Below are 20,578 nucleotides of genomic sequence, written 5' to 3'. Positions count from 1 at the left end.
AAAACGGACTTCTTTTTCTGTTAAATAGTCGTCTCTAACTGTAGTTATAGCATGGATTTAAGATGTTAATACTTATAATGACCAGTCTATATAATGAGAGCTTATCGAGTAAAAGACAAAGTTGGCTACCAATATGAAACAGTTGTCGATGACTATCAATAGTTAAAATGCTACGCTATGTCGACAATATGTATCAAGTTTTATTCATATAGTTAAAAACCAGTGATTATTGCCAATTAGCCAAAAGGGGCTAAGCAGCTTTCGGCATAAGATAACGTTTCGTTGCGTCCGACAATAATGTGATCAACCAAGGATAAGTCTATTAAGTCACAGGCCTTTTTTAGCTCGTAGGTCAGTAAATTATCTGCCGTTGAAGGCGTAGCATTCGTGTGAGGGTGATTGTGCGCGACAATTAATTGGCTGGACGCGTGACTCAGCGCATGGCGCAGTACGTGCTTGATGCAGACCGAACACGATGAGATGCCACCAGTGAATAATATCTCAAAGTTGATTAGATTTAGAGCATTGTCCAAACAAAGCACGGCAAAGACCTCACGGTGCTCTGCGCGCAATTGGGTGCTGATATAGTCTTTGACCGCTTGTGAGCGTCCAAGTGCTTGACCAGTTTTGAGCTGACTGTCTAAATAACGCGTGCCCATCTCAAGCGAAGCGAGTATCTGGGCGTATTTAGCAGGGCCGATACCATGACAAGCAAGGACCGTTTCCTGAGGGGCCGCCAGTAGCTCTGCCAAGCTGCCAAACTTTTCAATCAAATGACGAGCCAGCTCGATTGCTGACTGCGACTGGGTACCTGTACGCAGAAAGATGGCTAATATCTCGGCATCAGACAAGCGAGCGGCACCAAATTTTAACAGCTTCTCTCGTGGTCTATCATCTTCATGCCAGTCTTTGATCGCCATTGCCATTCCTTGAAAATAAATTGTTGCCAGATATATGGGGTAAATGCGCAAATTCTTACCCAACTTATCTCATAATTGATACTATAAGTGCAATTTTATCTTTCAACTTTTTTATTGATGCCATGCTTATGTCCAATATCGTGCTTGCTATCACCGGCGGTATCGCCGCTTATAAATCTGCTATTTTTGCTCGTCTATTAATCAAGGCGGGCTTTAATGTGCGCGTCATTATGACCACAGGCGCTCAAGCTTTTATCACCCCATTAACCCTACAAGCCTTAACCGGTAATGAGGTACATATCTCATTACTCGATGAGCAGGCGGAGGCGGGGATGGGTCACATTGAGCTGGCAAAATGGGCGGATTTAATCGTCATTGCTCCAGCGTCAGCCAATACACTCGCGCGGCTGGCGATGGGTATGGCCGATGATTTATTGACCACCGTGTGCCTCGCAACGGCGGCGCCAGTCATTATTGCCCCAGCGATGAACCAGCAGATGTGGGCGCACCCAGCCGTCAACCTAAATGTGCAAACGCTGCGTGATATGAATTATCAAATCATTGCACCTGCTAGCGGTGAGCAGGCGTGCGGTGATGTGGGTGCAGGACGTTTGCCTGAGCCAGAAGCGTTATTGGACGAAGTGTTGTTGTTTAATGCCCTGCAAACCACGCCGCAGTTATTAACAGGTAAAAGAGTGGTGGTTACTGCAGGACCAACGGTGGAGGCAATCGACCCTGTGCGTTATTTGTCCAATCACTCTACTGGGAAAATGGGCTTTGCATTAGCGCGTGCCTGTGTTGCCGCTGGTGCAGAAGTGATTTTGATTGCTGGTGGTAAAGTAGCGTTGCCGACACCGCTCAATGTCACGCGTATCGATGTATTGTCTGCTAAAGATATGCTAATGGCAGCGCAGCAGTGTGTGGAAGGTACGCATAGTGCGCTACAGTATCTGCCTGAACATACTCATGAACATCACCACGGTGACTGTGGTTGCGGTGATGAACACGCTCATGAACATACGCATTTGGGTCATGATAGCGTAAGAGCTGCTGATATATTTATTGCAACCGCTGCTGTCGCTGATTATCGTACTGAGGAAGCTGCCCCGCAAAAAATCAAAAAAACCCAAGAGGCCATGACGCTAAGTTTGGTTAAAAACCCTGATATATTAGCGACGATTTCGCTCGCTCATCCAGCATTGTTTGTCGTTGGCTTTGCCGCAGAAACGCAGGATGTCGAGCGCTATGCTCGTGGTAAGCTGGTGTCTAAAGACTTGGATTTGATTGCTTGTAATGATGTTTCGCGTGCAGATATTGGTTTTGCCAGTGATGACAATGCCATGCAGGTGTTTTTCTCAGAGCATTATGAGCACGATAATATTATGCTAGAGAAAACAAGCAAAGATAAGATTGCCGAGCAATTAGTCGGTATTATTGGTGAGGCAATTTGGCAGCGTCACGATGCCTAATGGTGTGCTCATCAATAACGATGTGCTTGATGTGCTTAGAAGTATCATACTAAATATGAGGCCTCGATTGATCGTGCTGAAATGACAAACATGATAGATAGTGATAGCACACAGACGTTATTATTGATCGCTATCTTTGCACTTGCCTCGCTGCTGCATGGCATTAGCGGGCTAGGCGTGACCTTGGTAACGACAACCGCGCTTGCCAGTATGTATCCGTTACCACATGCCATTGTTTTGGTGATTTTTCCGTCGCTATTACTCAATGCGATGACTTGGCTGGCAGGTGGTGGCCGCACGGTTTGGCAAAACTTTATCTATTATGGCAGACGCTATTGGTTGCTGGCGTTGACCAGCTTACTCGGTAGTATTTTGGGTGCTAAGCTTTTGCTATGGGTCGATAGCGCTTATATATTGTTGGTTTTAGCCGCTGTTATTGGTTTTTATGTCAGCAGCGCGCTATTGGGTAAGCAAGTTCGCTTGCCCGATACCAAGCCTGTGCTTATTATTGTTGGTTTTAGTGCAGGCATTATTGGGGGCGCGACCAATGCTATGTCGACCATATTGATGATGTATTTATTGTCCGCAAGCAATGATAAAAACACCATCGCCAAAGTCGGTAATATGTGCTATTTCTTAGGTAAAATCGCTCAAATTATTGTTTTACGTGAGCCTATTATGGCCTTGAGTAATGGAGAATGGCAGCTGATTGCTTTGCTTAGTGTGTTGTCTATTAGCGTTCTTTTAATTGGTATTCGTTTGCGTCGTTATTTACCACAAGCCCGCTTTCGCCAGCTTATTTTATTAATTTTAACCGTACTTGGATTACGTGTAGGCTGGCAAGGGGTTATGGCGTTTTTATAGTAGGGAATACTTTTTAAGTTGCAGTAAAGTAGGATTAGCGGTTGAATACATTTAATAATATGGTCGCAACGATACTGATGATAATCATGGTGACCACTGGAAAATAAACCCGTGTATTTCCTGATTTATACTTAACATCACCTGGCATATTGCCTATCCACGAAAATGTGCTTGGAAATATTAACCAAATAATGCCTATCACAACCAACAAAACCCCTATGCCAATCAATATTTTTGCCATAATTAAATCTTGCTAACCTCGTTACATTATTTTTTCTCGTTTATTTAGACGTTATACCAACCATTCATTTCATCAACCATTCATTTCATCAAAAAAGACCTGCTGCGCCAAGCGAAACGTATTACAGTGCGCCTCAACCACATCTTCGATATCTTCTGAATAGCCGCCGCCCATGACAATGGCGACGGGGATATTAGCGACCTTAGCTTGACGTAATACGTATTCGTCACGCGCCTTGCAGCCTTCTAATGTCAGTCCGAGTTTTCCTAGTTTATCGGTTGCCAGCACGTCGACCGCAGATTGGTAAAAAATCATATCGGGTACAAAGTCAGCGATTAGGCGCGGTAGTGTGTCCATCAAAATCTGTAAATATTCCGCATCACCAGTATCATTGGCGAGTTCGATATCCAAGTCTGATACTTGCTTACGAAACGGATAGTTCTTGGCTCCATGCATACTAAAGACAAAAACACGCGGCTCATCGGCCATGATACTGGCGTTGCCATTGCCTTGATGCACGTCTAAATCGACTACTAATATTCTTTGTGCCTGTCCGCGATTCAATAATAAGTTGCTGGCGATACAAACATCATTAAAAACGCAGAAGCCCTCACCATGATCGGCAAATGCATGATGGGTGCCGCCCGCGACATTCATCGCCACCCCATATTGCTGCGCATATAAGGCACATTCATAAGTGGCATGGGCAATATAACGACCACGCTCTACCAGTTCCGACGTCATCTCAAAACCGATGGCTCGTGCTTCTTTACGCGGTAGGGTTTGGGTTTTTAGTTGATGCCAATAATCCGCAGTATGCGTGGTCAAAATCTCGTCTTCGCTTAAGCGTATAGGCGCAAAAAAATTATCGGTACGGATGGTTCCTTCTGCTAATAGACGCTCTGGAATCATGGTATATTTTTGCATTGGAAAGCGGTGTTTTTCGGGTACGGAATAACGAAAAATATCAGAGTAGGCAATTTTTAGCATAGTTTTAAATAATTTCTGTTTTGGATAGTGTTTGAAAGGTAGAGCGTTTTAAAGGTTTAAATAATAAGGTGTTTATAGGAAGTTATATCATCTGTTGAAGGTTATATTGGTCAGGTTTATTGCACAAACTGCGTTGGTAAGAAAAAGGCTCATGAGTCTATCTGTTGCTTTAGCTCCATTAGTAGGTCTTGCAACTCCTCAGCAGGGTTCTGGTTGTCGATTAAATTACTGAATAATTTATTAATGACTGTAATCATGGCAATAACACTTTGCAATAACTGCTCAATGGTATGCTCATCAATACCAGCCGTCTCGACGTTGATGGCATTTTTGTAGCGTATCTCGCCATCGCTGTTATCCATTTCTAAATGGCCAACCAACATGTCATGGTTGATCTGAGAGATCAGTCGCATGGCGGCGCTTTGATAACTTTCGGGTATTAAAAAGGGCAAAATACCGTAGACTGCCAGCAGTTTATTTTCTTCTTGAACGCGAAATAGGTAGCCACAATCGAGCTGCTCATGCCGCACCCTTAGGGATAAATAGTGCGATTGCTGCCTATCATACGCTTTGGGCTGATAGTAGTTATAGTGCCACTGTTTGTTATTAAAATATCGTTTTAGACAATCAATAATGGGTGTGTCATGGCGCTCTTTTTGTTCTGTGTGCGGATTGGCATTAGCTTGTGAGTGCTCGTTATTGTTTTTCGTATCTACTTCGGTATCAGTGCCAATCTCGGTATGAGAGTCGCTAGTATCTACACTTTGATTCTCTGCTGGCATCGTATCATTATCAACGGTTGTTAAATGGGGTGGCAAGTGTGCACCATCGGCAATAGTCTGCGGTGCTGAAGCAGTCAGTAACCGTTTGATTTTTTGCCATAAGCTGAGTTTAGTAGATTGACTCATAGATTTTGGACTGGCTAATAAAAGATAGAGATTAAAGATCAGCAAACAATACGTTAAAAATCATAGAAAATTAATCGTTGCTGAATACTAAGCCCTGTTTGATCTCAGGCTGGGTATAAAACGCTTGGAGCATAGCTGTTATATGTGCGGTTAACCAAGGGCTTTCAAGGGCATCATAAAAGACAGGCAATAGAGTAGTATTTAATTGCGCCATCGCCTGCTCATCGATATTTAAGCTTGCGGCCACGCCCGCAATGCTATCTGACTGATGGTTGCTATACCAGGTATCGACGCTCGCTGCCACGAGACTGTGCAAATAAGGTGATAGGCGTAGGCGGTTATAGCTTTGCTGAATGCTGGCTTCAATATGCTCAATACTGCTATCGTTCGGCTCATCGCGTAAATAGGTTTGGATTTCGCTAATTGGCTGATCTTTAATCCGTGCCCAGCCAGTAACCAATAATCGCGCGACTTCCTCGTTGGATAAGTGTTCTTGGGCATTGGCTTCGGCTCGACGGGTCAAATCTTTAATATTGCGATGCAGGTATGTTTGCAGTTTTTCATCGAGGTTTTTATTGGTGGCCTTTTCAAAAGAACTGCGTCCGAGCTTCATTAATTTGCCGACACCACCAGCTTTATCTAACGTAGTTTCCATAAAGTCATTGATGGCGTGATAGAGCGTTTGAGTCAGTAAGTCGGCAAAGGTGTCATTACCAACCAGCGTATGAATCAATATATTGCGCTGCTGCTCATGGCTGCCCACATAATTAGCAAGAGTCTCAACTTGCGTGTCATCCACCAATTCTGATAAAGGCACGTTGTCATTGACCGGATGGTAAATAACCGTATGCAAAATATCACGAATATCGGCGCGCATTACCTCACTCATTGGCTGATTAAGCAGCCAGTCATTAATGAGGTGCTGCAAATCATCGCTACTGACATAGTTACTCAGTGGCTGTTCACCAAACCAGTGCCAAGCTTCGATAGACAGCGGCTCTGCTTGCGAGCGCAACCACTGCTGCATAAACGCCACTTGCGCATCGATTAGACTGTCTATGGTTAGGTTTGAGCTCTTAGAACTGGGGCTACTAGCCGAAGTATCTGACTGAGGCGCTGCGCTCTGATCGTTTAAGTTTTGGCTATCTTTTGAAGTCTGCATAGGTTTTGAGGTCATAGTAATCGACAATTTGTTATACTGTGGGGTTGTGGTAAGCATAAAGTATTATGCCATGAACATCATCTGTGTTTGTGATGAATGTTGACTGCTGCTTAATAAATAATGAGAGGTTTTGATGACGGCTCTGAATACCGCCTTACTTGCGCTCGATGAGCTGACCGTTCAGCGCGGTGAGAACCCTTTATGTGAAAGGGTTTCGCTTAATCTAGCTGCTGGTAGCGTCTGTCACTTAGTGGGCGCTAATGGTACCGGTAAGACGACGTTACTCATGCAGTTGGCTGGCTTGTTACCGGTGCTGAGTGGTGAGGTTTATTATCAAGGGGCAGCAAGTTTACCTATTCAACCTTTGTATGTGTCGCACCAGTTGGGTATTCATCCTAATCTGACGGTCGCGCAAAATCTAACCTTTCTGCTGAACTTATATGGTATCACACCAAACGCCGTTGATATTGACGAGGCATTGACTTGGGTAGGGTTGCAAGGGTTTGAGACGATTAGCTCAAGCCATTTATCTGCTGGGCAAACGCGGCGAATTACGCTTGCGCGGCTATATTTATTGACCCCTGACGTTACGCCTTTATGGCTACTTGACGAGCCTTTTACCGCGCTTGATGTCGATATGGTGGCACGTATGGAAGACAGGTTACGCGATTTTGCTAATAAAGGTGGCTCGATACTGATGACCAGTCATCAGGCAGTCGGCGTAGCCAATCAAGTGCTCGATTTATCAGATTATATGGTTTAAGCAACAAACAACAAAATTGATAATTTTTTAATCTTATGGTAATGAATTCATTATTATTGGATTGACTATTTAAGTGCAGTATAACGGTAATCAGTAAAAGGACGGATAATGACAGACAGTCCGGTACAAGTGGTCGGTGAGCGCTCAAGTGTCGCTCCCTCAGCGGTACGTGGCAGCATTGGTTTTATGCAGCTATGGCGACGCGAATGGCAAGTAAAGCAGCAGGGCGCAGTACAATGGCTGTATCCTTTGGTACTGTTTTTGGTCATTATCACTTTGTTTCCGTTAGCGGTTGGTAGCGAGCCTGCACTATTACAGCGCCTTGGTGTTTCAGCCGTGTGGATTGCGGCTTTATTGTCGCTAGTGATGGGTGTTGACGGTTTGTTTAAGCCTGCGCTTGATAACGGGACGCTGGCACAATTGGTCGTTGCCAAAGCCTCGCTGCCATTATGGGTGCTTATCCGCTTGGTCATACATTGGGTATTTAGTAGCGGCATCGTGGCAGCGCTTAGTTTATTGGCTGTGCCTTTGTTTCAGCTGAGCTGGTTTGAGGCGTGGATATTGATGGCCTCTATTATCACTGGGAGTCCAATGTTGCTGATGCTGTCAGCGGTCGCCAGTAGTTTGACGTTATCGCTAAAAAATGGCGCGGTATTGGTGCCTTTGATTGCCTTACCCATGCAGTTACCAGTATTAATTTTTGCCACGGGGGCGGTCGATTTGTTTGCTACCGGACTGAATGGCTTACCGATTTTAGCCTTGTTATTGGCAGGCAGTATCATCTCAGTTTTGGTTATGCCATGGGTGATTGCTCTGACTCTAAAAATGTCATGGCTCAATTAAAAATGCGTGTGCGCATGCTATTAAAGCCCTTTATATTAACAGCATGGTGAAAACTGGCAACTTTGCTATAATAGACAATCGAATAAACAGTGACGTGTATATTCTATCCAGCGTTTAACGCTCATAGGTTCGCGAATAGTGTGCCACTGAGGCGTTTTACCCTATAACCAACAAGCTGTGCAATAGGTTTATCCCCATGCCCAACCTAAATAATGTCTCATCTCCTAGCCTGTGGCAACGCATTTGGCAGGTTTTCTTGACCACTGTGGGTACTAAGCAGTTTTTTCGTATTTTTTCGCCTTGGGTCAAATGGCTAGCGATCTTAGCGACTATCTGTCTACTAATAGGTAGCGTTTGGGGTTTGGCTTTTGCCCCGCCCGATTATCTGCAAGGTAATAGCTACCGTATTATCTTTATCCACGTACCGGCTGCCAGTCTGGCTATCTCCATTTATTTTGCCTTAGCAATACTAGGGGTGATTTATTTGGTTTGGAAGATTAAAACCGCCAGCCTTGTGGCACAGGCACTTGCTCCAATGGGCTTTTTATTGTGCGTCATTAGTTTATTGACCGGTTCCATTTGGGCAAAACCAACGTGGGGGACCTACTGGGTTTGGGATGCGCGTTTGACGTCTATGCTGATTTTGGCATTTTTGTATGCCGGGGTGATGGCATTGTTTGCCGCTTTTGAACACACGGCCAATCGTGGCAAAGCGGCGGCAATTTTATCTATCGTTGGTGCCGTAAACTTACCGATTATCAAGTATTCAGTACAGTGGTGGAATACCTTGCATCAAGGCTCGACTTTTACCTTAACCGCCGCACCAAAAATGTCGGCTGACATGTGGATGCCGTTATTATTGATGATTATTGGTAGTTATTTACTGGTAGCAACATTGGCGATTTATCGTACCAATACCCTGATTTTATATCGTGACCAAGGTAAAGCGTGGGTAAAAGAATACATTCGTGGCCAAACCAAATAACTTTTATGACTTTTGCCAAATCAAATAACGGCTAGGGAAATATGATGCAACCTTACTTTTATAGCGTCTCTGAGTTTATCGCCATGGGTGAGCATGGTGTTTTTGTTTGGTCATGCTGGGCGATTACGATTGGTATGGTGCTGATTTTCATCATCTATAGCCGTCGACAAAGACAAGCGCTTATCAAGCAGCTAACGATTCAACAAGCGCGTCAAGCACAGCGTGGCGCTAAAAAACCTAGCCCGGCTACCAAGTAATCCTCTTAGAAAAACCATCTTAAATCATATTGTTAGCTAATAAATTGGTAACCTTTCACTTATAAATATATAACCTCATCGGTTGCTATAGGGCTTATTGATTTGTGCAAAAAATGCTACCATATAGGTATTAGAAAAGTACGGTTAGAAAGACTTTTTAGAAGGTCCGTCTAATGGGAGTTTCTTTAATATTTTCTGTTTTATAGAGTTTAATTTATAAAGCAGTGACTCATCAATGAGGTAGTAGTATGAACGCAGTTCGTCGCAAAAAACTGATGTGGGTTATGTTTACGCTTGCAGGGGCGGCGATAGCCGTGGTACTGGTGATTTATGCCATTGGACAACAAACCGATTACTACTTTGACGCGACCGCCATTGCGCAAGGTGAAGCACCACAAGATAAGCGCATTCGTGCAGGCGGCATGGTAGTTGCGGGTAGTGTTCAGCGCGCGCCAGATGATCCTTTGAGCGTTGAGTTTGCTATCACGGATTTTGAATCGACAGTGCCAGTGACTTACCAAGGTATCTTGCCAGATCTGTTTGCTGAAAACTCAGGGGTGGTTGCGACTGGTAAAATGCAGGGAGAAACCTTTGTCGCGGGCGAAGTGTTGGCTAAGCATGATGAGAACTATATGCCACCAGAGGTTGCGAAATCTATGAAAGAAAATAATCGTAGCGGTGCAGTACCTAATTCTGAGCAATATAACCCTGCTGAAAAGGTACATGAGACTGAAACGCTACAACAATAGTGAATATTCTTATTTGAACCCCAGTTCGGGATAAGCGCTCAAAAAAAAGATAAAAAAAGAAGTCCAAAGTTGCTAAAGTAAGTTTACCAAGACAAACTTCACAACAAGGACTTCTTACATGGACAACCTAACCGAACTATACTGCCATATTGACGACTTTTATCAGCAATTCAAACCTGAGTTTGACTCTCATTTAATCGCAACGGGCCGTCAACGGCTAAGAGCATGCCAGATAAGTGTAGCAGAGATTATGACCATCTTGGTACTGTTTCATCAACTGCGGTATCGACAGTTTAAGTCTTTTTACTACCATCACATGCTTGGCATGATGAAACGGGAGTTTCCAAACTTGCCCAGTTATTCACGGTTTATAGAGCTGATACCACGCAGTATCATGCCATTATGTGCCTACTTGCAAAGCATGATGGGCGACTGTACAGGTATCAGCTATATTGATTCAACCAAGATAGCAGTTTGTCATAACAAACGTATCTACCGTCATAAAGTCTTTAAGGGACTTGCAACCCGAGGCAAAAGCAGCATGGGCTGGTTTTACGGCTTTAAGCTACACGCCATTATCAATCATAAAGGTGAGCTGGTCTCCGTCAAAGTCACTGCGGGCAATACGGATGATAGAGCGCCAGTTAAGGATATGGCAACGTCTTTATTTGGAAAACTATTTGGTGATAGAGGCTATATCAGTAAAGCCCTAAACGAGTGGCTCACAAAACACAGTGATACCACGTTGATAACCAAACTTCGGCGTAATATGAAACCCCAATTACTTGAGCCTATGGATGAGGCACTACTCAATCATCGCTCTTTGGTTGAGACGGTGTTTGGGGAGCTGAAAAACTTGTGTCAGATTGAGCATTCACGCCATCGTAGTGTCACGGGTTTTATTACAAACTTGCTGTCAGGTTTGATTGCTTATTGCTGGTTTCCCTATAAACCCACCATCAAAAACATGCCTCAGCAGGGACAGGTAGCAACATTGTAAATAGTATCAATGAGTTACAATGTGGCTTATCCCGAACTGGGGTTATTTGAAGTAAAAAAATAGTATTTAAGACACAAAGAAGCCACCGATATAATCGGTGGCTTTTTTAATGGACTATATTTATACCATTCACAAAAATTAGAGTAGCAAGGAAAACGAGTGCAAGTGCTACGTCTTGTAGACTAAACAAGTTTGACACGGCTAATCGTACTTTTTGGGTTTGGTATTATATGGGATTGACTATATTAATCATCCCATTCAGGTGAATAATCTGGATGTTCAATTTTGCGACCATCAGAGCGAGCCAAACTACCGATTCTTTCTAGCTCTTCTGCACTTAATTCTACCTTGATCGCATCTAGATTTCCTTGCAGGTGATCAGGATTGGCGGTTTTGGGGATGGCAACACGATGCTTGTCGGACAAAATCCAAGCCAGTGATATCTGTGCTGGCGTGACATTATGCTTATCGGCAATCTCTTTGATGATTTCATTATCAAACACATCACCGCGCGCGAGTGGCGAGTAAGCTTCTAATAAAATATGATGATTGTTTAAAAAGGTTTGTAGCGTTTTTTGCTTAATAAACGGATGAAACTCAACTTGATTGACCACGATAGGCACGTCAGCATATTTTTTGGCTTCGATGACATTGGCAATATTAAAGTTAGAAACTCCGATGTGACGGGTCAAGCCTTGCTTTTGTAACTCGCATAACGCAGGAATCGTTTCTGATAATGGCACGCGGTCATCAGGCCAATGTAGTAGTAGTAAATCAACGTAATCGGTATCTAAATCCTCTAGAGAACGTTTGGCCGCAGCGATTAATTTTTCAGGCTCAAACTTCATGTCGTCAGGGAATATTTTTGTGGTCAAAAAGAACTTGTCACGAGCCACACCTGATTGCTTGATACCTTGACCCACTTCTTTTTCATTACCATAAGCTTGGGCGGTATCGATATGCTCGTAGCCCATTTTTAGCCCTTGGCTAACCACATCGATGCAGTCTTGACCGGTTGATTGCCAAGTACCCAATCCGAGTACCGGTATATTGGCTTGTCCAGCGGTACGAATATTATAAGTTTTAGCAGACATATTATTATCCTTGTTATTTATTTGATTAATAGAAGATTGAATAGTGATTATAATTTTCCCAATCTCTATTTAGCTCATCTACTATAGAAAAAAGCGGTTGTAAGTGAAAGGGCAGGTGACGCTTTCCTACAAACCATAAACAGGCTGTAACGTCATTTTTAGTAAGTAATCGTCCAGTAACCCCGTCACTAATAAAGCTGAGACCAAAAAAAGCCCACTATTTAAAATAATGGGCTTTTTTTATTTAACTTCAGAAGGCACTTAACTTATCTGAGTTTACCTTTGATAAGTTTTAGCATTTTAATTATTGAGTAGCCGCTTCTGCAACTGGCGCAGTATCTGTCGTAGGGGCTGTATCAGTATTATTACCCCAGATTTTTGGATACTTATAGCCTGGGAAAGTGTCGTGGGCATACTTTTTAAAGTCGTCAGAATTATAAGCATTCGTGACGTCTTCAACCCATTTCTTGCCAACATCAGCAGATTTCACCGCTGACCAGTTGACGTAAGCAAAGCTTGGCTCTTGGAATAGTGCCTCAGTCAGTTTGATACCCGCATCTGTCGCGTAGTTACCATTGATAATAGCAAAGTCGACTTCGTCACGCGCACGCGGTAGTTGAGCCGCTTCTAATTCAACAATTTTGATGTCGTATTTACTGTTATCGGCGATGTCAGTTTTTGATGCATTGAGTGGATCGATATTGTCTTTTAATGTGATCCAACCAAGATCATCCATCATCACCAAAGCACGGGCAAAGTTACTTGGGTCATTTGGAGCAGAGACACTCATGCCTTTATGAACGTCATCAAGCGTGGATTTTTTACCTGAATAAATACCAAGTGGTGCGGTTGGTACTTGGAAAGCTTCTACCAGATCAAGGTTGTTTTCTTTTTTGAAGGTATCAAGGTAAGGCTTATGCTGGAAGATGTTGATGTCTAAATCACCTTCAGCCAAGGCAAGGTTAGGGCGAACATAGTCAGTAAAGGCAATCAGTTCAACTTCGTAGCCTTGCGCTTCAAGTGAGTTTTTTACTTGGTTACGTACCATGTCGGCAAAGTCACCTTCGGTGGTGCCAATGATGATTTTGCTGTGGTCAGGATCGATATCGCTAGCGGCAGCTTCTGCTGTTGAACCTTCGGTAACAGGTTCTTTAGTCGCTTCAGGTGCTGATGAGTTGTTGCAACCAACCAAGACCAGACTTGATACGCCAACTGCAGCAAATGCGGTCGCTAACTGACGGCTGATATCTGTTAATTTCATGGAGCTTCCTTAATAAGGGGAGGGAATAAAGTATAAAAAACAACCACTAAAAAAAGCAACATTATCAATAGTAATGCTGCTAAGTTAACGGCTGTTAAGTTAGTATCAAAATTAAAGGGTATCAGTAACAAAGTCAAGCATTTTACTTATGATGAATCGGCACTAAATCTTGAGCGTTATTCATAATAGGCTTACCTGACGATATCCTATTTTTATGGTGTGGTTTTTAACCTTTAACGTTTATCTAGGCGAGTGGCGAACCAATTACCAGAGGCTTGAATACCGATAACCATAAACGAGAGCACAATGACGATAAAAATCATGACTTCGGTTTGATAACGATAATAACCATAACGAATGGCCAAATCACCCAAACCGCCGCCACCAATCATACCAGCCGCTGCTGAATAAGACAGCAAACTGATACAGAGAATAGTGACCGACAATACCAAGCCTGAGCGTGCTTCGTTAAGCAAGACTTTGATGATAGTCAAAGGGCGTGCCCCCATAGACTCGGTCGCTTCAATTATACCGCGCGGTACTTCGCGTAAGTTTTGCTCGACCAGACGTGCAAAATAGAATGAACCAGCGATTGCGAGCACTAATGATGCGGCAATAGGACCGATACCTGTGCCAACGATGGTTTTGGTAAAGGGGCTCATGGCAATCATCAAAATTACAAACGGAAAAGCACGCATAAAGTTGGTAATGCCGCCCAGCACACCATAGAGTGTCTTGTTTTGCAAAAACTGCCGATCGCTTGATAAAAATAGGAATATCCCAAACAGCCCACCGATGACGATAGCCACTGTCGTTGAGATACCGAGCATGATGAAGGTATCAACGAACGCGTTTACAATCTCTTTGCGTAGAGCAAACAGCTTGTCTATCGAGGCGGATAAATCACTACCAGTTAACATATTTATTTCTCCTGCCTCATTAGTCTTCGTGCACTAAGCCTTTGCCAATCGGGGTGGTTGCTTGAATAAGACCGTCTCGTACATCAGCTACTTCAAGCAATTGCCCTTGGTGCAATAATGCTGCGCGGTCACAGAGTCTACGAATCACACTCATCTCATGAGTCACAATGACGATGGTCACGCCAAGCTTTTCATTAATATCACGCAGACAAGTTAGCAGACTGCGAGTGGTCGCAGGATCAAGTGCACTGGTTGGCTCATCAGCGAGTAGGACTTTTGGACTCGGTGCAATCGCTCGAGCAATACCCACGCGTTGCTTTTGTCCGCCTGATAACTGGGCAGGGTAGTGACTGGCACGATCAGTGAGATCTACAATATCAAGACACTCCATGACACGTTTATGAATATCACGGCTTGGATAACCTGCAACGGTCAAATTAAACGCTACGTTATCAAAGACAGTGCGATTGGACATCAGATTAAACTGCTGAAAAATCATGCCGATATTATGTCGAGCGATACGTAATTCACTGGCAGACAATGTGGTCAAGTCGGTACCATCTATAATGACTTGACCCGCATCTGGACGCTCAAGCATATTGATCAAGCGTAACAAGGTAGATTTACCTGCACCCGAATAGCCCATTAGGCCAAATATTTCACCTTGTTGGACAGTTAAGGTCGTCGGCTCAACGGCAGTAAACCAATGCGGTTTTCCGTCTTTATCTTTAATTGAGCGGTCGCTTAAAAAACTTTTAGTCACATCGTTTAAGACAATCATGTCATTCATGGAGGGCTCAAAATCTAATAATTTTTATAGTCATCAACGTATTGCTTGGCTTCTATTATAATGCAAGAAACCAATAAAAAAACAAACGTCAATAACCCTAGAATAAGGGGCGCTAATATAGCATATTATCGTGTACTTTGGATATGAACATCCGTGGCGGACTTATGATTAATCGCTATTAGTGATAGGGTGTTTAGGGGAGGTGGATGGCGATGATAGAGACAAAGACGACACCAGTCTAATCCATAAACTATCTAATCATGCTGGTGATAATGGGGGTCGTATTTGACTGGTATGACGACTAAAAATCTCGTATGACCATTGAGCGTGTCAGTGATGATACGCCCTTGGTGAGCGGTGACAATTTGAGCCACTAAAGACAAACCCAGACCAGAGCCTTTGTTCTTTTGCTGTAAGCGTACGAATGGGCTAAACACATCTTCACGTTTTTCTTCAGGAATACCTGTGCCTTCGTCAATCACTGCCAGTACCGCATATTTTGGTAATGGGCGTACTGGTTCAGCTTTGGTCTTTTTCAAATGCTTAGAAAACAAGCCTTCTTTGCGCGGTACATTGGGCATATCGGTACTATTTATAGCATCTTCTTTCGAATTGCTCTTGTCCTTGTCTTTAGCGACATTGGCATCGCTATCGGCTTTGTCAGCGTTTTTGTCACTGTTGCGAGCAGAGTCATTTTTGAGCGCATTGAGCCCTCTAGTCACTAAGCCGTCTTTAGGTTTAGTAGTCATATTACTATCGGTATCATGCATAGTTTCAGCAGAGGCACTAGCGTCAGGGACAGCATGCCAAACCATCTTTTTAATTTTGTCAGTCACACCATTGGTAAAGCTATGGTCGTTAGTAATCAGTGGTAATTCACGATTGATTTTAGGTGTGGCGCTACTGGTTTCTAAGTTTGTAGTAGTTTCTAAGTCGTTTTGAGAGCCTTGAGTCATGTGGGCGCTAGTTTCTGTTTCAGCTATACTGTTATCAAGACTATCAATCTCATTATCCGTACTTACCTCATCAGAATCTTCCGTAGCAATACTTTCACCATTTTTATAAATCGGCGGTGCGGGTAATAAGGCGATTGAATCTACTGTGTCAGACTTGGTGTTATCAACAAGTTTGGATGAATCATTGAGATTTATAGGGTCTTGCGCATCATCTTCATTGATATCGACTTGCTCATCGTAAGGTTCAAAGTCAGAGCTATTATAATCCACAAAGCTACTGCACATTACCGTATGCAACAGGTAATCAGGAATAGTGTCGGCTTCATCGATGGTTTGAACGCCATATAACAAGACCGTCACAGGCGGTTTACCATGTAGCATCGCATTGGTTAATAGGTTACGAATCAAATGGGTCAACATCGATGATTGCCCATCAATGACGATATGCTCGCCAATCAAAGTTGCTTCAGGGTAATGTTGACGCTCTTGATTGACCAAATCGTACAAGTCTAAATGTTCAACTTGCTGCAAGGCATGACCGGCATCCAAACGGCTAACCAATAAAATACTCTCTACTAAATCATTGAGCCCCGACAGGTCACGATTAATGGCTTGCGCGCGCTTATCGAATTTTTCTTTAGTATCCGTTGGTAGGGCGCCTGCCAACATATCCATCATCTCAATCTGCAAGCGGATACGAGTAATAGGGGTGCGCAGCTCGTGAGAGGCGTGTGCCAGTAGTAAATTATTGGCATCGATAAGGTGTTCAATCTTTTGTGCGGCTTGGTTAAATCCACGGGCTAGCGAGGCAATCTCATCATTACCCCGAGCATTGACTCGCACCGTAAAATCACCGTCACCCAACTGGGTCATCTGTTGGCTCATCTGATTGATACGCCAGGTCATCGTACGCGCAATCAGCCACAGCACGCCTGCCATGATAAGCAATAACAACAAGGTTCCTGTAAATAAGTTGAGCGCCGCAGAAAGCACGGGTTTTTTGGGTGGCAAGCGAGATTCATACAGTAAGGTATAGCCAGTGCTGCTATATACTTGGGCTTGCTGCGTAGGATAGGTATCTGAAAAAGAAGGGAATACACGTGAGAAAAGCGAAGGGGTAGGCGGCAACTCTAGTGGTAAGTCGCTGTGATCTGTCTGCATAAGCAAACGACCTTGATTGTCATATAAGCCCATCTTTGCTTGCAATGATTCGTCAAAGATATCAAAGCTTTTTTTGACAACAGCGAGCATAAAACGTGACTGTAGCCGACTGTCCTTGCTTATTGAGATATTAAGTTCGTGTAAAAACGGATCTATTTGTCCTAAAATCTGCGTTGCTAATACTTCTGAGCGAATACTTGCGTCTTTATCGTGCACAAGTTGCGTCAACAGTACCATTGCCACTGCAAATAAGGTAAGTGCCAGCATGACACTGGCAAATAACTTAGCAAATACGGAACGAAAACCCAATTGCTGCATTAAACCATCTCTGTTATCAGCTATTTATGGCCACCCATACTGTTTAATTTATAATATCTTAATTGATAATATCGAATTAAACAGTAGGGTTCTTTTGTGATTATTTGGCCGTTATTTACAATTAAACCTGATCAGTGGCAAATTGATAACCGACGCCGCGCACCGTGATAATACGTTTTGGCTGGCGCGGATTGTCTTCAATCAAGGCGCGGAGGCGTGAAATATGCACATCAATCGCCCGATCAATATTGTCTGAGCTGTCATCATTTGGCATCGCTTGCCAAAGCTGCTCACGATTTAACACTTTACCAGAATGGGTGGCAAAATAATGCAGTAATTGAAACTGATGCGTGGTCAAACGCACAGGCTCGTCGTCGATAGTCACTTCATGGCTGTCAGGGAATACGCTCAGACGACCAAAAGTTAAGCTGTCAGATTGACTGTCTGCTTGGTTGGGCTGCTCGTGACGACGGATAACAGCGCGAATACGAGCAAGCAGCTCACGCGGCTCAAAAGGCTTGGCGATATAATCATCGGCACCCATCTCAAGACCTAATACACGGTCTGTGGTATCACCTTTTGCTGTTAGCATGATGATGGGCACTTTATTGGTCATGTTGTTTTTGTTGCTACGAATTTTTTGACAGACTTGCATACCGTCCATGTCAGGTAGCATCAAATCAAGTACGACTAAATCAATATCGCGCTCTTTGGTGTCTAATAACTCAAGACCTTCTTGACCAAGACCTGCATGATGTACATCATAATAATTCATCGTGAGGTAATCACTAATTAATTCGGCTAAATCTGGATCATCTTCAATCAATAAAATCTGCTTACTCATAAGTTGTCCTCTATCTAGTTGTTGTTATGGTTTGTCAAAATGTTGAGCTTTAAAGCCATCAAGCTTTTAAGTCATTAAATATAAGCTAAGCCATGAAATATAAACGGTTCAAAATACTCGCTTAATGCTATATATCATAAAGGCATAGTGCCTAATTTAGCGGTTACAAAGCAAGAGAGGCTTTGTTAATGTTTCTACAAAATGTAACTGCCGGCAGGTATTACTATGAAACGATAACTTTTTTCCCTTTAGAATCAATCGGTAAGTTAGCCAAACAGATTAAGCTGTCGTTGCTGATACCCGAAATTAAATACTGATTGGTAGAGGGATCAAACTCGATTACCTCGATAGGCTGAAGTGTCAAGCGCTGGTCTTGTTCGATAATCCACACATTAGCAGTCAATTCTCTAAGCGGCTTATATGGTGGTGAGTGCAGTTCTGTCAAGTCGACATCGTGCAGCGCACGTTTAGGGACGATGACCCCGACCTCTATTTGACCATAGTTGACGCGTCCTGTTACCTTCATGTTGGGCAATAATTTGTCACGGCTTATCTCGTTTTCAATGGCGTTAACAGAGACTAACAGTCTTTTTGGTTCAGTGGTTGTGGTCAATTTACTGACTTGCCCAGTAAACTTATCTAGCGCACCTTCGGCTGTAAAATTGACGGTTTGACCAACTGAAAGCTGAGGCTCTGCCTGGATAGGGAGGGTTGCAGTAAAATGTAATTTGGTCTCATCACTGAGTTGCAATATAGGGGTGCGGGCTTCTAGTTTTTGTCCAGTGTTAGCATATAAGCCTTCTATACGCCCTGAAAAGCTGGCATACACCGTCGTCAAGTTATACTGTGGCTTGGTATTGGTAGCGCGGTCAGCATTCTCTACGCCTGATGTCGTCGTTGAGGGCTCTTGGCTATCTGTTTGGGCGTTTTTTACGGTTGTTTTATTATCAGACTTAGGCTGACTGGGTTTAGAAGTGGTTTTTGCTTTTGCCGTATCTTTTGCTAGATCTTGCTGTTTTGAATTACTTGTATCGTCAGCGGATAGATTTTCCTGCGCCGCTGCGTTTGTTTCTGAAGAAGGTTCATCTGTAGTATTGGATGGATCTGTCGTTTGGCTTGCTGTATTCAGCCGCCTAACAATGAACAATGGCGCGCCTTTCTCTACCCATTGACCTTTACTGACCAGTATTTCTTCGACGGTGGCTGGATGTACTGCAATGAGTTTAATTTTCTTGATAGGCTCGATGTTACCTTGTAGACCAAGACTTGGCTGATAGCGTGTTGGTTTTATACTTAATAGATAATCGGGCGTCATGGTGACACTATCATCAGTAATGCTAAGTGAGTTATCTACGCTCGCGCTGTCGGCGGCCGTCAGTGGCTCATCGCTCGGCGGTGGAGGCTGACAAGCAACAATAAGTACCGCGCTGAGTAAATAGAGGCTTTTGTTTAAAACTTTAGAAGTTGCCATAGCAGTCACCATTGTATTTGACTGTTTATTATATCGTTAATTAGAAGGAGGTGAAACGATTGCTGCATAGTTACTATACAGGCGTAGGTATGACTTGTGTGCCAATTGGAAGATAGAGAGCATAAGTGCGAGAGACAATATTAGTGACAACACCTTAGTTAGCGACAACACCTTAAATAGTTGTTTACGACACTCATCAGTTTGAACATTAATTTGTCAATTACTGGAAAACGCTTAATATCTGTGCTAAAACAAACATATCAAAATATTTTGATACATTTTTATCACAAATACAAATTATCCAGCAATGTGCTTGTTGTTTCTATATAATGCAGAAATATCATATGGTTGATGGTTTTTTTGATTTTAGCTTTCTGTCTTTGACCGTCACCATTATGGCCAGTTTTGAAATGGATACGGTTGCAACCAGCAACTATAAATATGCTAATTGATGGCATGCTTTAGTCAGTTTCTTAATAAGAAAGTGCGTATAGTAGCCCATGTTGATGCTGTGTTTGATAGTCTGATACAGACAGATATTGACAGGTGAGATGTTCGCTGTTATTACAGATAGCAATGCAAAGTTAACCGTTCGTTTCAATCCAATAATTA

Annotated in this window: 20 protein-coding genes; 8 read left to right on the top strand and 12 right to left on the bottom strand. The window is 43.2% G+C overall.

Translation table 11 applies throughout. The features are described 5' to 3' along the window. Positions 1-236: 236 nt before the first annotated feature. Entirely contained in the window at positions 237-920 is a 684-nt protein-coding gene (gene radC / locus ACT3TU_RS09675) for a RadC family protein (protein ID WP_192523894.1), read from the bottom strand. Between the two features lie 128 nt (positions 921-1,048). Between radC and coaBC the strand changes: the two genes are divergently transcribed. After that, the gene (gene coaBC, locus ACT3TU_RS09670; RefSeq protein WP_192523895.1) at positions 1,049-2,389 is read left to right on the top strand and encodes a bifunctional phosphopantothenoylcysteine decarboxylase/phosphopantothenate--cysteine ligase CoaBC; all 1,341 of its coding nucleotides are present in this window, start codon (positions 1,049-1,051) and stop codon (positions 2,387-2,389) included. A gap of 81 nt (positions 2,390-2,470) precedes the next feature. After that, on the top strand, positions 2,471-3,253 hold the full coding sequence (locus ACT3TU_RS09665; protein WP_192523896.1) for a sulfite exporter TauE/SafE family protein: 783 nt from the start codon (positions 2,471-2,473) through the stop codon (positions 3,251-3,253). A gap of 34 nt (positions 3,254-3,287) precedes the next feature. Here the strand turns inward: ACT3TU_RS09665 and ACT3TU_RS09660 are convergent, their stop codons facing one another. From ACT3TU_RS09660 to ACT3TU_RS09645, 4 genes are all read right to left on the bottom strand, one after another. Then, entirely contained in the window at positions 3,288-3,494 is a 207-nt protein-coding gene (locus tag ACT3TU_RS09660) for a DUF2905 domain-containing protein (protein WP_192523897.1), read from the bottom strand. Between the two features lie 72 nt (positions 3,495-3,566). Then, a complete protein-coding gene (locus ACT3TU_RS09655) occupies positions 3,567-4,484 on the bottom strand; it encodes a histone deacetylase family protein (protein WP_192523898.1) in 918 nt (305 codons plus the stop codon). Between the two features lie 149 nt (positions 4,485-4,633). Continuing rightward, positions 4,634-5,392 (bottom strand): YbjN domain-containing protein, encoded by a 759-nt coding sequence (locus ACT3TU_RS09650; RefSeq protein WP_192523899.1) that lies wholly within the window; start codon positions 5,390-5,392, stop codon positions 4,634-4,636. Positions 5,393-5,462: 70 nt separating this feature from the next. Beyond that, positions 5,463-6,611 (bottom strand): hypothetical protein, encoded by a 1,149-nt coding sequence (locus ACT3TU_RS09645; protein ID WP_225736933.1) that lies wholly within the window; start codon positions 6,609-6,611, stop codon positions 5,463-5,465. Between the two features lie 76 nt (positions 6,612-6,687). Between ACT3TU_RS09645 and ccmA the strand changes: the two genes are divergently transcribed. The 6 genes from ccmA to ACT3TU_RS09615 all read left to right on the top strand — a co-directional run bounded on the left by ccmA (position 6,688) and on the right by ACT3TU_RS09615 (position 11,151). Beyond that, a complete protein-coding gene (ccmA, locus tag ACT3TU_RS09640; protein ID WP_192523900.1) occupies positions 6,688-7,317 on the top strand; it encodes a heme ABC exporter ATP-binding protein CcmA in 630 nt (209 codons plus the stop codon). Positions 7,318-7,503: 186 nt separating this feature from the next. Continuing rightward, positions 7,504-8,160, top strand: a complete 657-nt coding sequence (locus ACT3TU_RS09635; RefSeq protein WP_192523912.1) for a heme exporter protein CcmB — start codon at positions 7,504-7,506, stop codon at positions 8,158-8,160. Between the two features lie 196 nt (positions 8,161-8,356). Then, a complete protein-coding gene (ccmC, locus tag ACT3TU_RS09630) occupies positions 8,357-9,145 on the top strand; it encodes a heme ABC transporter permease CcmC (RefSeq protein ID WP_192523901.1) in 789 nt (262 codons plus the stop codon). A gap of 41 nt (positions 9,146-9,186) precedes the next feature. Further along, positions 9,187-9,402, top strand: a complete 216-nt coding sequence (gene ccmD, locus ACT3TU_RS09625; protein WP_413038383.1) for a heme exporter protein CcmD — start codon at positions 9,187-9,189, stop codon at positions 9,400-9,402. Between the two features lie 248 nt (positions 9,403-9,650). Further along, positions 9,651-10,151: a cytochrome c maturation protein CcmE gene (gene ccmE / locus ACT3TU_RS09620; protein ID WP_192523902.1), complete on the top strand. Its 501-nt coding sequence runs from the start codon at positions 9,651-9,653 to the stop codon at positions 10,149-10,151. Positions 10,152-10,269: 118 nt separating this feature from the next. Next, on the top strand, positions 10,270-11,151 hold the full coding sequence (locus ACT3TU_RS09615; RefSeq protein ID WP_444784318.1) for an IS982 family transposase: 882 nt from the start codon (positions 10,270-10,272) through the stop codon (positions 11,149-11,151). 245 nt (positions 11,152-11,396) lie between these two features. Here the strand turns inward: ACT3TU_RS09615 and ACT3TU_RS09610 are convergent, their stop codons facing one another. From ACT3TU_RS09610 to ACT3TU_RS09580, 7 genes are all read right to left on the bottom strand, one after another. After that, positions 11,397-12,245, bottom strand: a complete 849-nt coding sequence (locus tag ACT3TU_RS09610; RefSeq protein WP_192523904.1) for an aldo/keto reductase — start codon at positions 12,243-12,245, stop codon at positions 11,397-11,399. A gap of 304 nt (positions 12,246-12,549) precedes the next feature. After that, entirely contained in the window at positions 12,550-13,506 is a 957-nt protein-coding gene (locus ACT3TU_RS09605) for a MetQ/NlpA family ABC transporter substrate-binding protein (RefSeq protein WP_192523905.1), read from the bottom strand. Positions 13,507-13,739: 233 nt separating this feature from the next. Beyond that, complete coding sequence (locus tag ACT3TU_RS09600) at positions 13,740-14,426, bottom strand: methionine ABC transporter permease (RefSeq protein WP_192523906.1); 687 nt, start codon at positions 14,424-14,426, stop codon at positions 13,740-13,742. A 19-nt stretch (positions 14,427-14,445) separates the two neighbouring features. Further along, positions 14,446-15,216, bottom strand: coding sequence for a methionine ABC transporter ATP-binding protein (locus tag ACT3TU_RS09595; RefSeq protein ID WP_192523907.1), 771 nt, complete (start codon positions 15,214-15,216; stop codon positions 14,446-14,448). A gap of 254 nt (positions 15,217-15,470) precedes the next feature. Further along, positions 15,471-17,651, bottom strand: a complete 2,181-nt coding sequence (locus tag ACT3TU_RS09590; RefSeq protein ID WP_192523908.1) for a sensor histidine kinase — start codon at positions 17,649-17,651, stop codon at positions 15,471-15,473. Positions 17,652-17,772: 121 nt separating this feature from the next. Next, positions 17,773-18,495, bottom strand: a complete 723-nt coding sequence (locus ACT3TU_RS09585; RefSeq protein WP_192523909.1) for a response regulator transcription factor — start codon at positions 18,493-18,495, stop codon at positions 17,773-17,775. 223 nt (positions 18,496-18,718) lie between these two features. Further along, entirely contained in the window at positions 18,719-19,966 is a 1,248-nt protein-coding gene (locus ACT3TU_RS09580) for an efflux RND transporter periplasmic adaptor subunit (RefSeq protein WP_192523910.1), read from the bottom strand. Between the last annotated feature and the right edge of the window lie 612 nt (positions 19,967-20,578).

Origin of the sequence: Psychrobacter sp. AOP3-A1-26 (genome assembly GCF_052378235.1) — a bacterium.
GTDB lineage: Bacteria > Pseudomonadota > Gammaproteobacteria > Pseudomonadales > Moraxellaceae > Psychrobacter.
The sequence above is the reverse complement of the archived record's forward strand: the minus strand, read 5'-3'. Positions and strand labels throughout refer to the sequence as shown.

Bases quoted from the DNA above. Each gene is read 5' to 3' on its own strand.
- radC (WP_192523894.1), bottom strand. From the start codon at position 920: ATGGCGATCAAAGACTGGCATGAAGATGATAGACCACGAGAGAAGCTG.
- coaBC (WP_192523895.1), top strand. From the start codon at position 1,049: ATGTCCAATATCGTGCTTGCTATCACCGGCGGTATCGCCGCTTATAAA.
- ACT3TU_RS09665 (WP_192523896.1), top strand. From the start codon at position 2,471: ATGACAAACATGATAGATAGTGATAGCACACAGACGTTATTATTGATC.
- ACT3TU_RS09660 (WP_192523897.1), bottom strand. From the start codon at position 3,494: ATGGCAAAAATATTGATTGGCATAGGGGTTTTGTTGGTTGTGATAGGC.
- ACT3TU_RS09655 (WP_192523898.1), bottom strand. From the start codon at position 4,484: ATGCTAAAAATTGCCTACTCTGATATTTTTCGTTATTCCGTACCCGAA.
- ACT3TU_RS09650 (WP_192523899.1), bottom strand. From the start codon at position 5,392: ATGAGTCAATCTACTAAACTCAGCTTATGGCAAAAAATCAAACGGTTA.
- ACT3TU_RS09645 (WP_225736933.1), bottom strand. From the start codon at position 6,611: ATGCTTACCACAACCCCACAGTATAACAAATTGTCGATTACTATGACC.
- ccmA (WP_192523900.1), top strand. From the start codon at position 6,688: ATGACGGCTCTGAATACCGCCTTACTTGCGCTCGATGAGCTGACCGTT.
- ACT3TU_RS09635 (WP_192523912.1), top strand. From the start codon at position 7,504: ATGCAGCTATGGCGACGCGAATGGCAAGTAAAGCAGCAGGGCGCAGTA.
- ccmC (WP_192523901.1), top strand. From the start codon at position 8,357: ATGCCCAACCTAAATAATGTCTCATCTCCTAGCCTGTGGCAACGCATT.
- ccmD (WP_413038383.1), top strand. From the start codon at position 9,187: ATGATGCAACCTTACTTTTATAGCGTCTCTGAGTTTATCGCCATGGGT.
- ccmE (WP_192523902.1), top strand. From the start codon at position 9,651: ATGAACGCAGTTCGTCGCAAAAAACTGATGTGGGTTATGTTTACGCTT.
- ACT3TU_RS09615 (WP_444784318.1), top strand. From the start codon at position 10,270: ATGGACAACCTAACCGAACTATACTGCCATATTGACGACTTTTATCAG.
- ACT3TU_RS09610 (WP_192523904.1), bottom strand. From the start codon at position 12,245: ATGTCTGCTAAAACTTATAATATTCGTACCGCTGGACAAGCCAATATA.
- ACT3TU_RS09605 (WP_192523905.1), bottom strand. From the start codon at position 13,506: ATGAAATTAACAGATATCAGCCGTCAGTTAGCGACCGCATTTGCTGCA.
- ACT3TU_RS09600 (WP_192523906.1), bottom strand. From the start codon at position 14,426: ATGTTAACTGGTAGTGATTTATCCGCCTCGATAGACAAGCTGTTTGCT.
- ACT3TU_RS09595 (WP_192523907.1), bottom strand. From the start codon at position 15,216: ATGAATGACATGATTGTCTTAAACGATGTGACTAAAAGTTTTTTAAGC.
- ACT3TU_RS09590 (WP_192523908.1), bottom strand. From the start codon at position 17,651: ATGCAGCAATTGGGTTTTCGTTCCGTATTTGCTAAGTTATTTGCCAGT.
- ACT3TU_RS09585 (WP_192523909.1), bottom strand. From the start codon at position 18,495: ATGAGTAAGCAGATTTTATTGATTGAAGATGATCCAGATTTAGCCGAA.
- ACT3TU_RS09580 (WP_192523910.1), bottom strand. From the start codon at position 19,966: ATGGCAACTTCTAAAGTTTTAAACAAAAGCCTCTATTTACTCAGCGCG.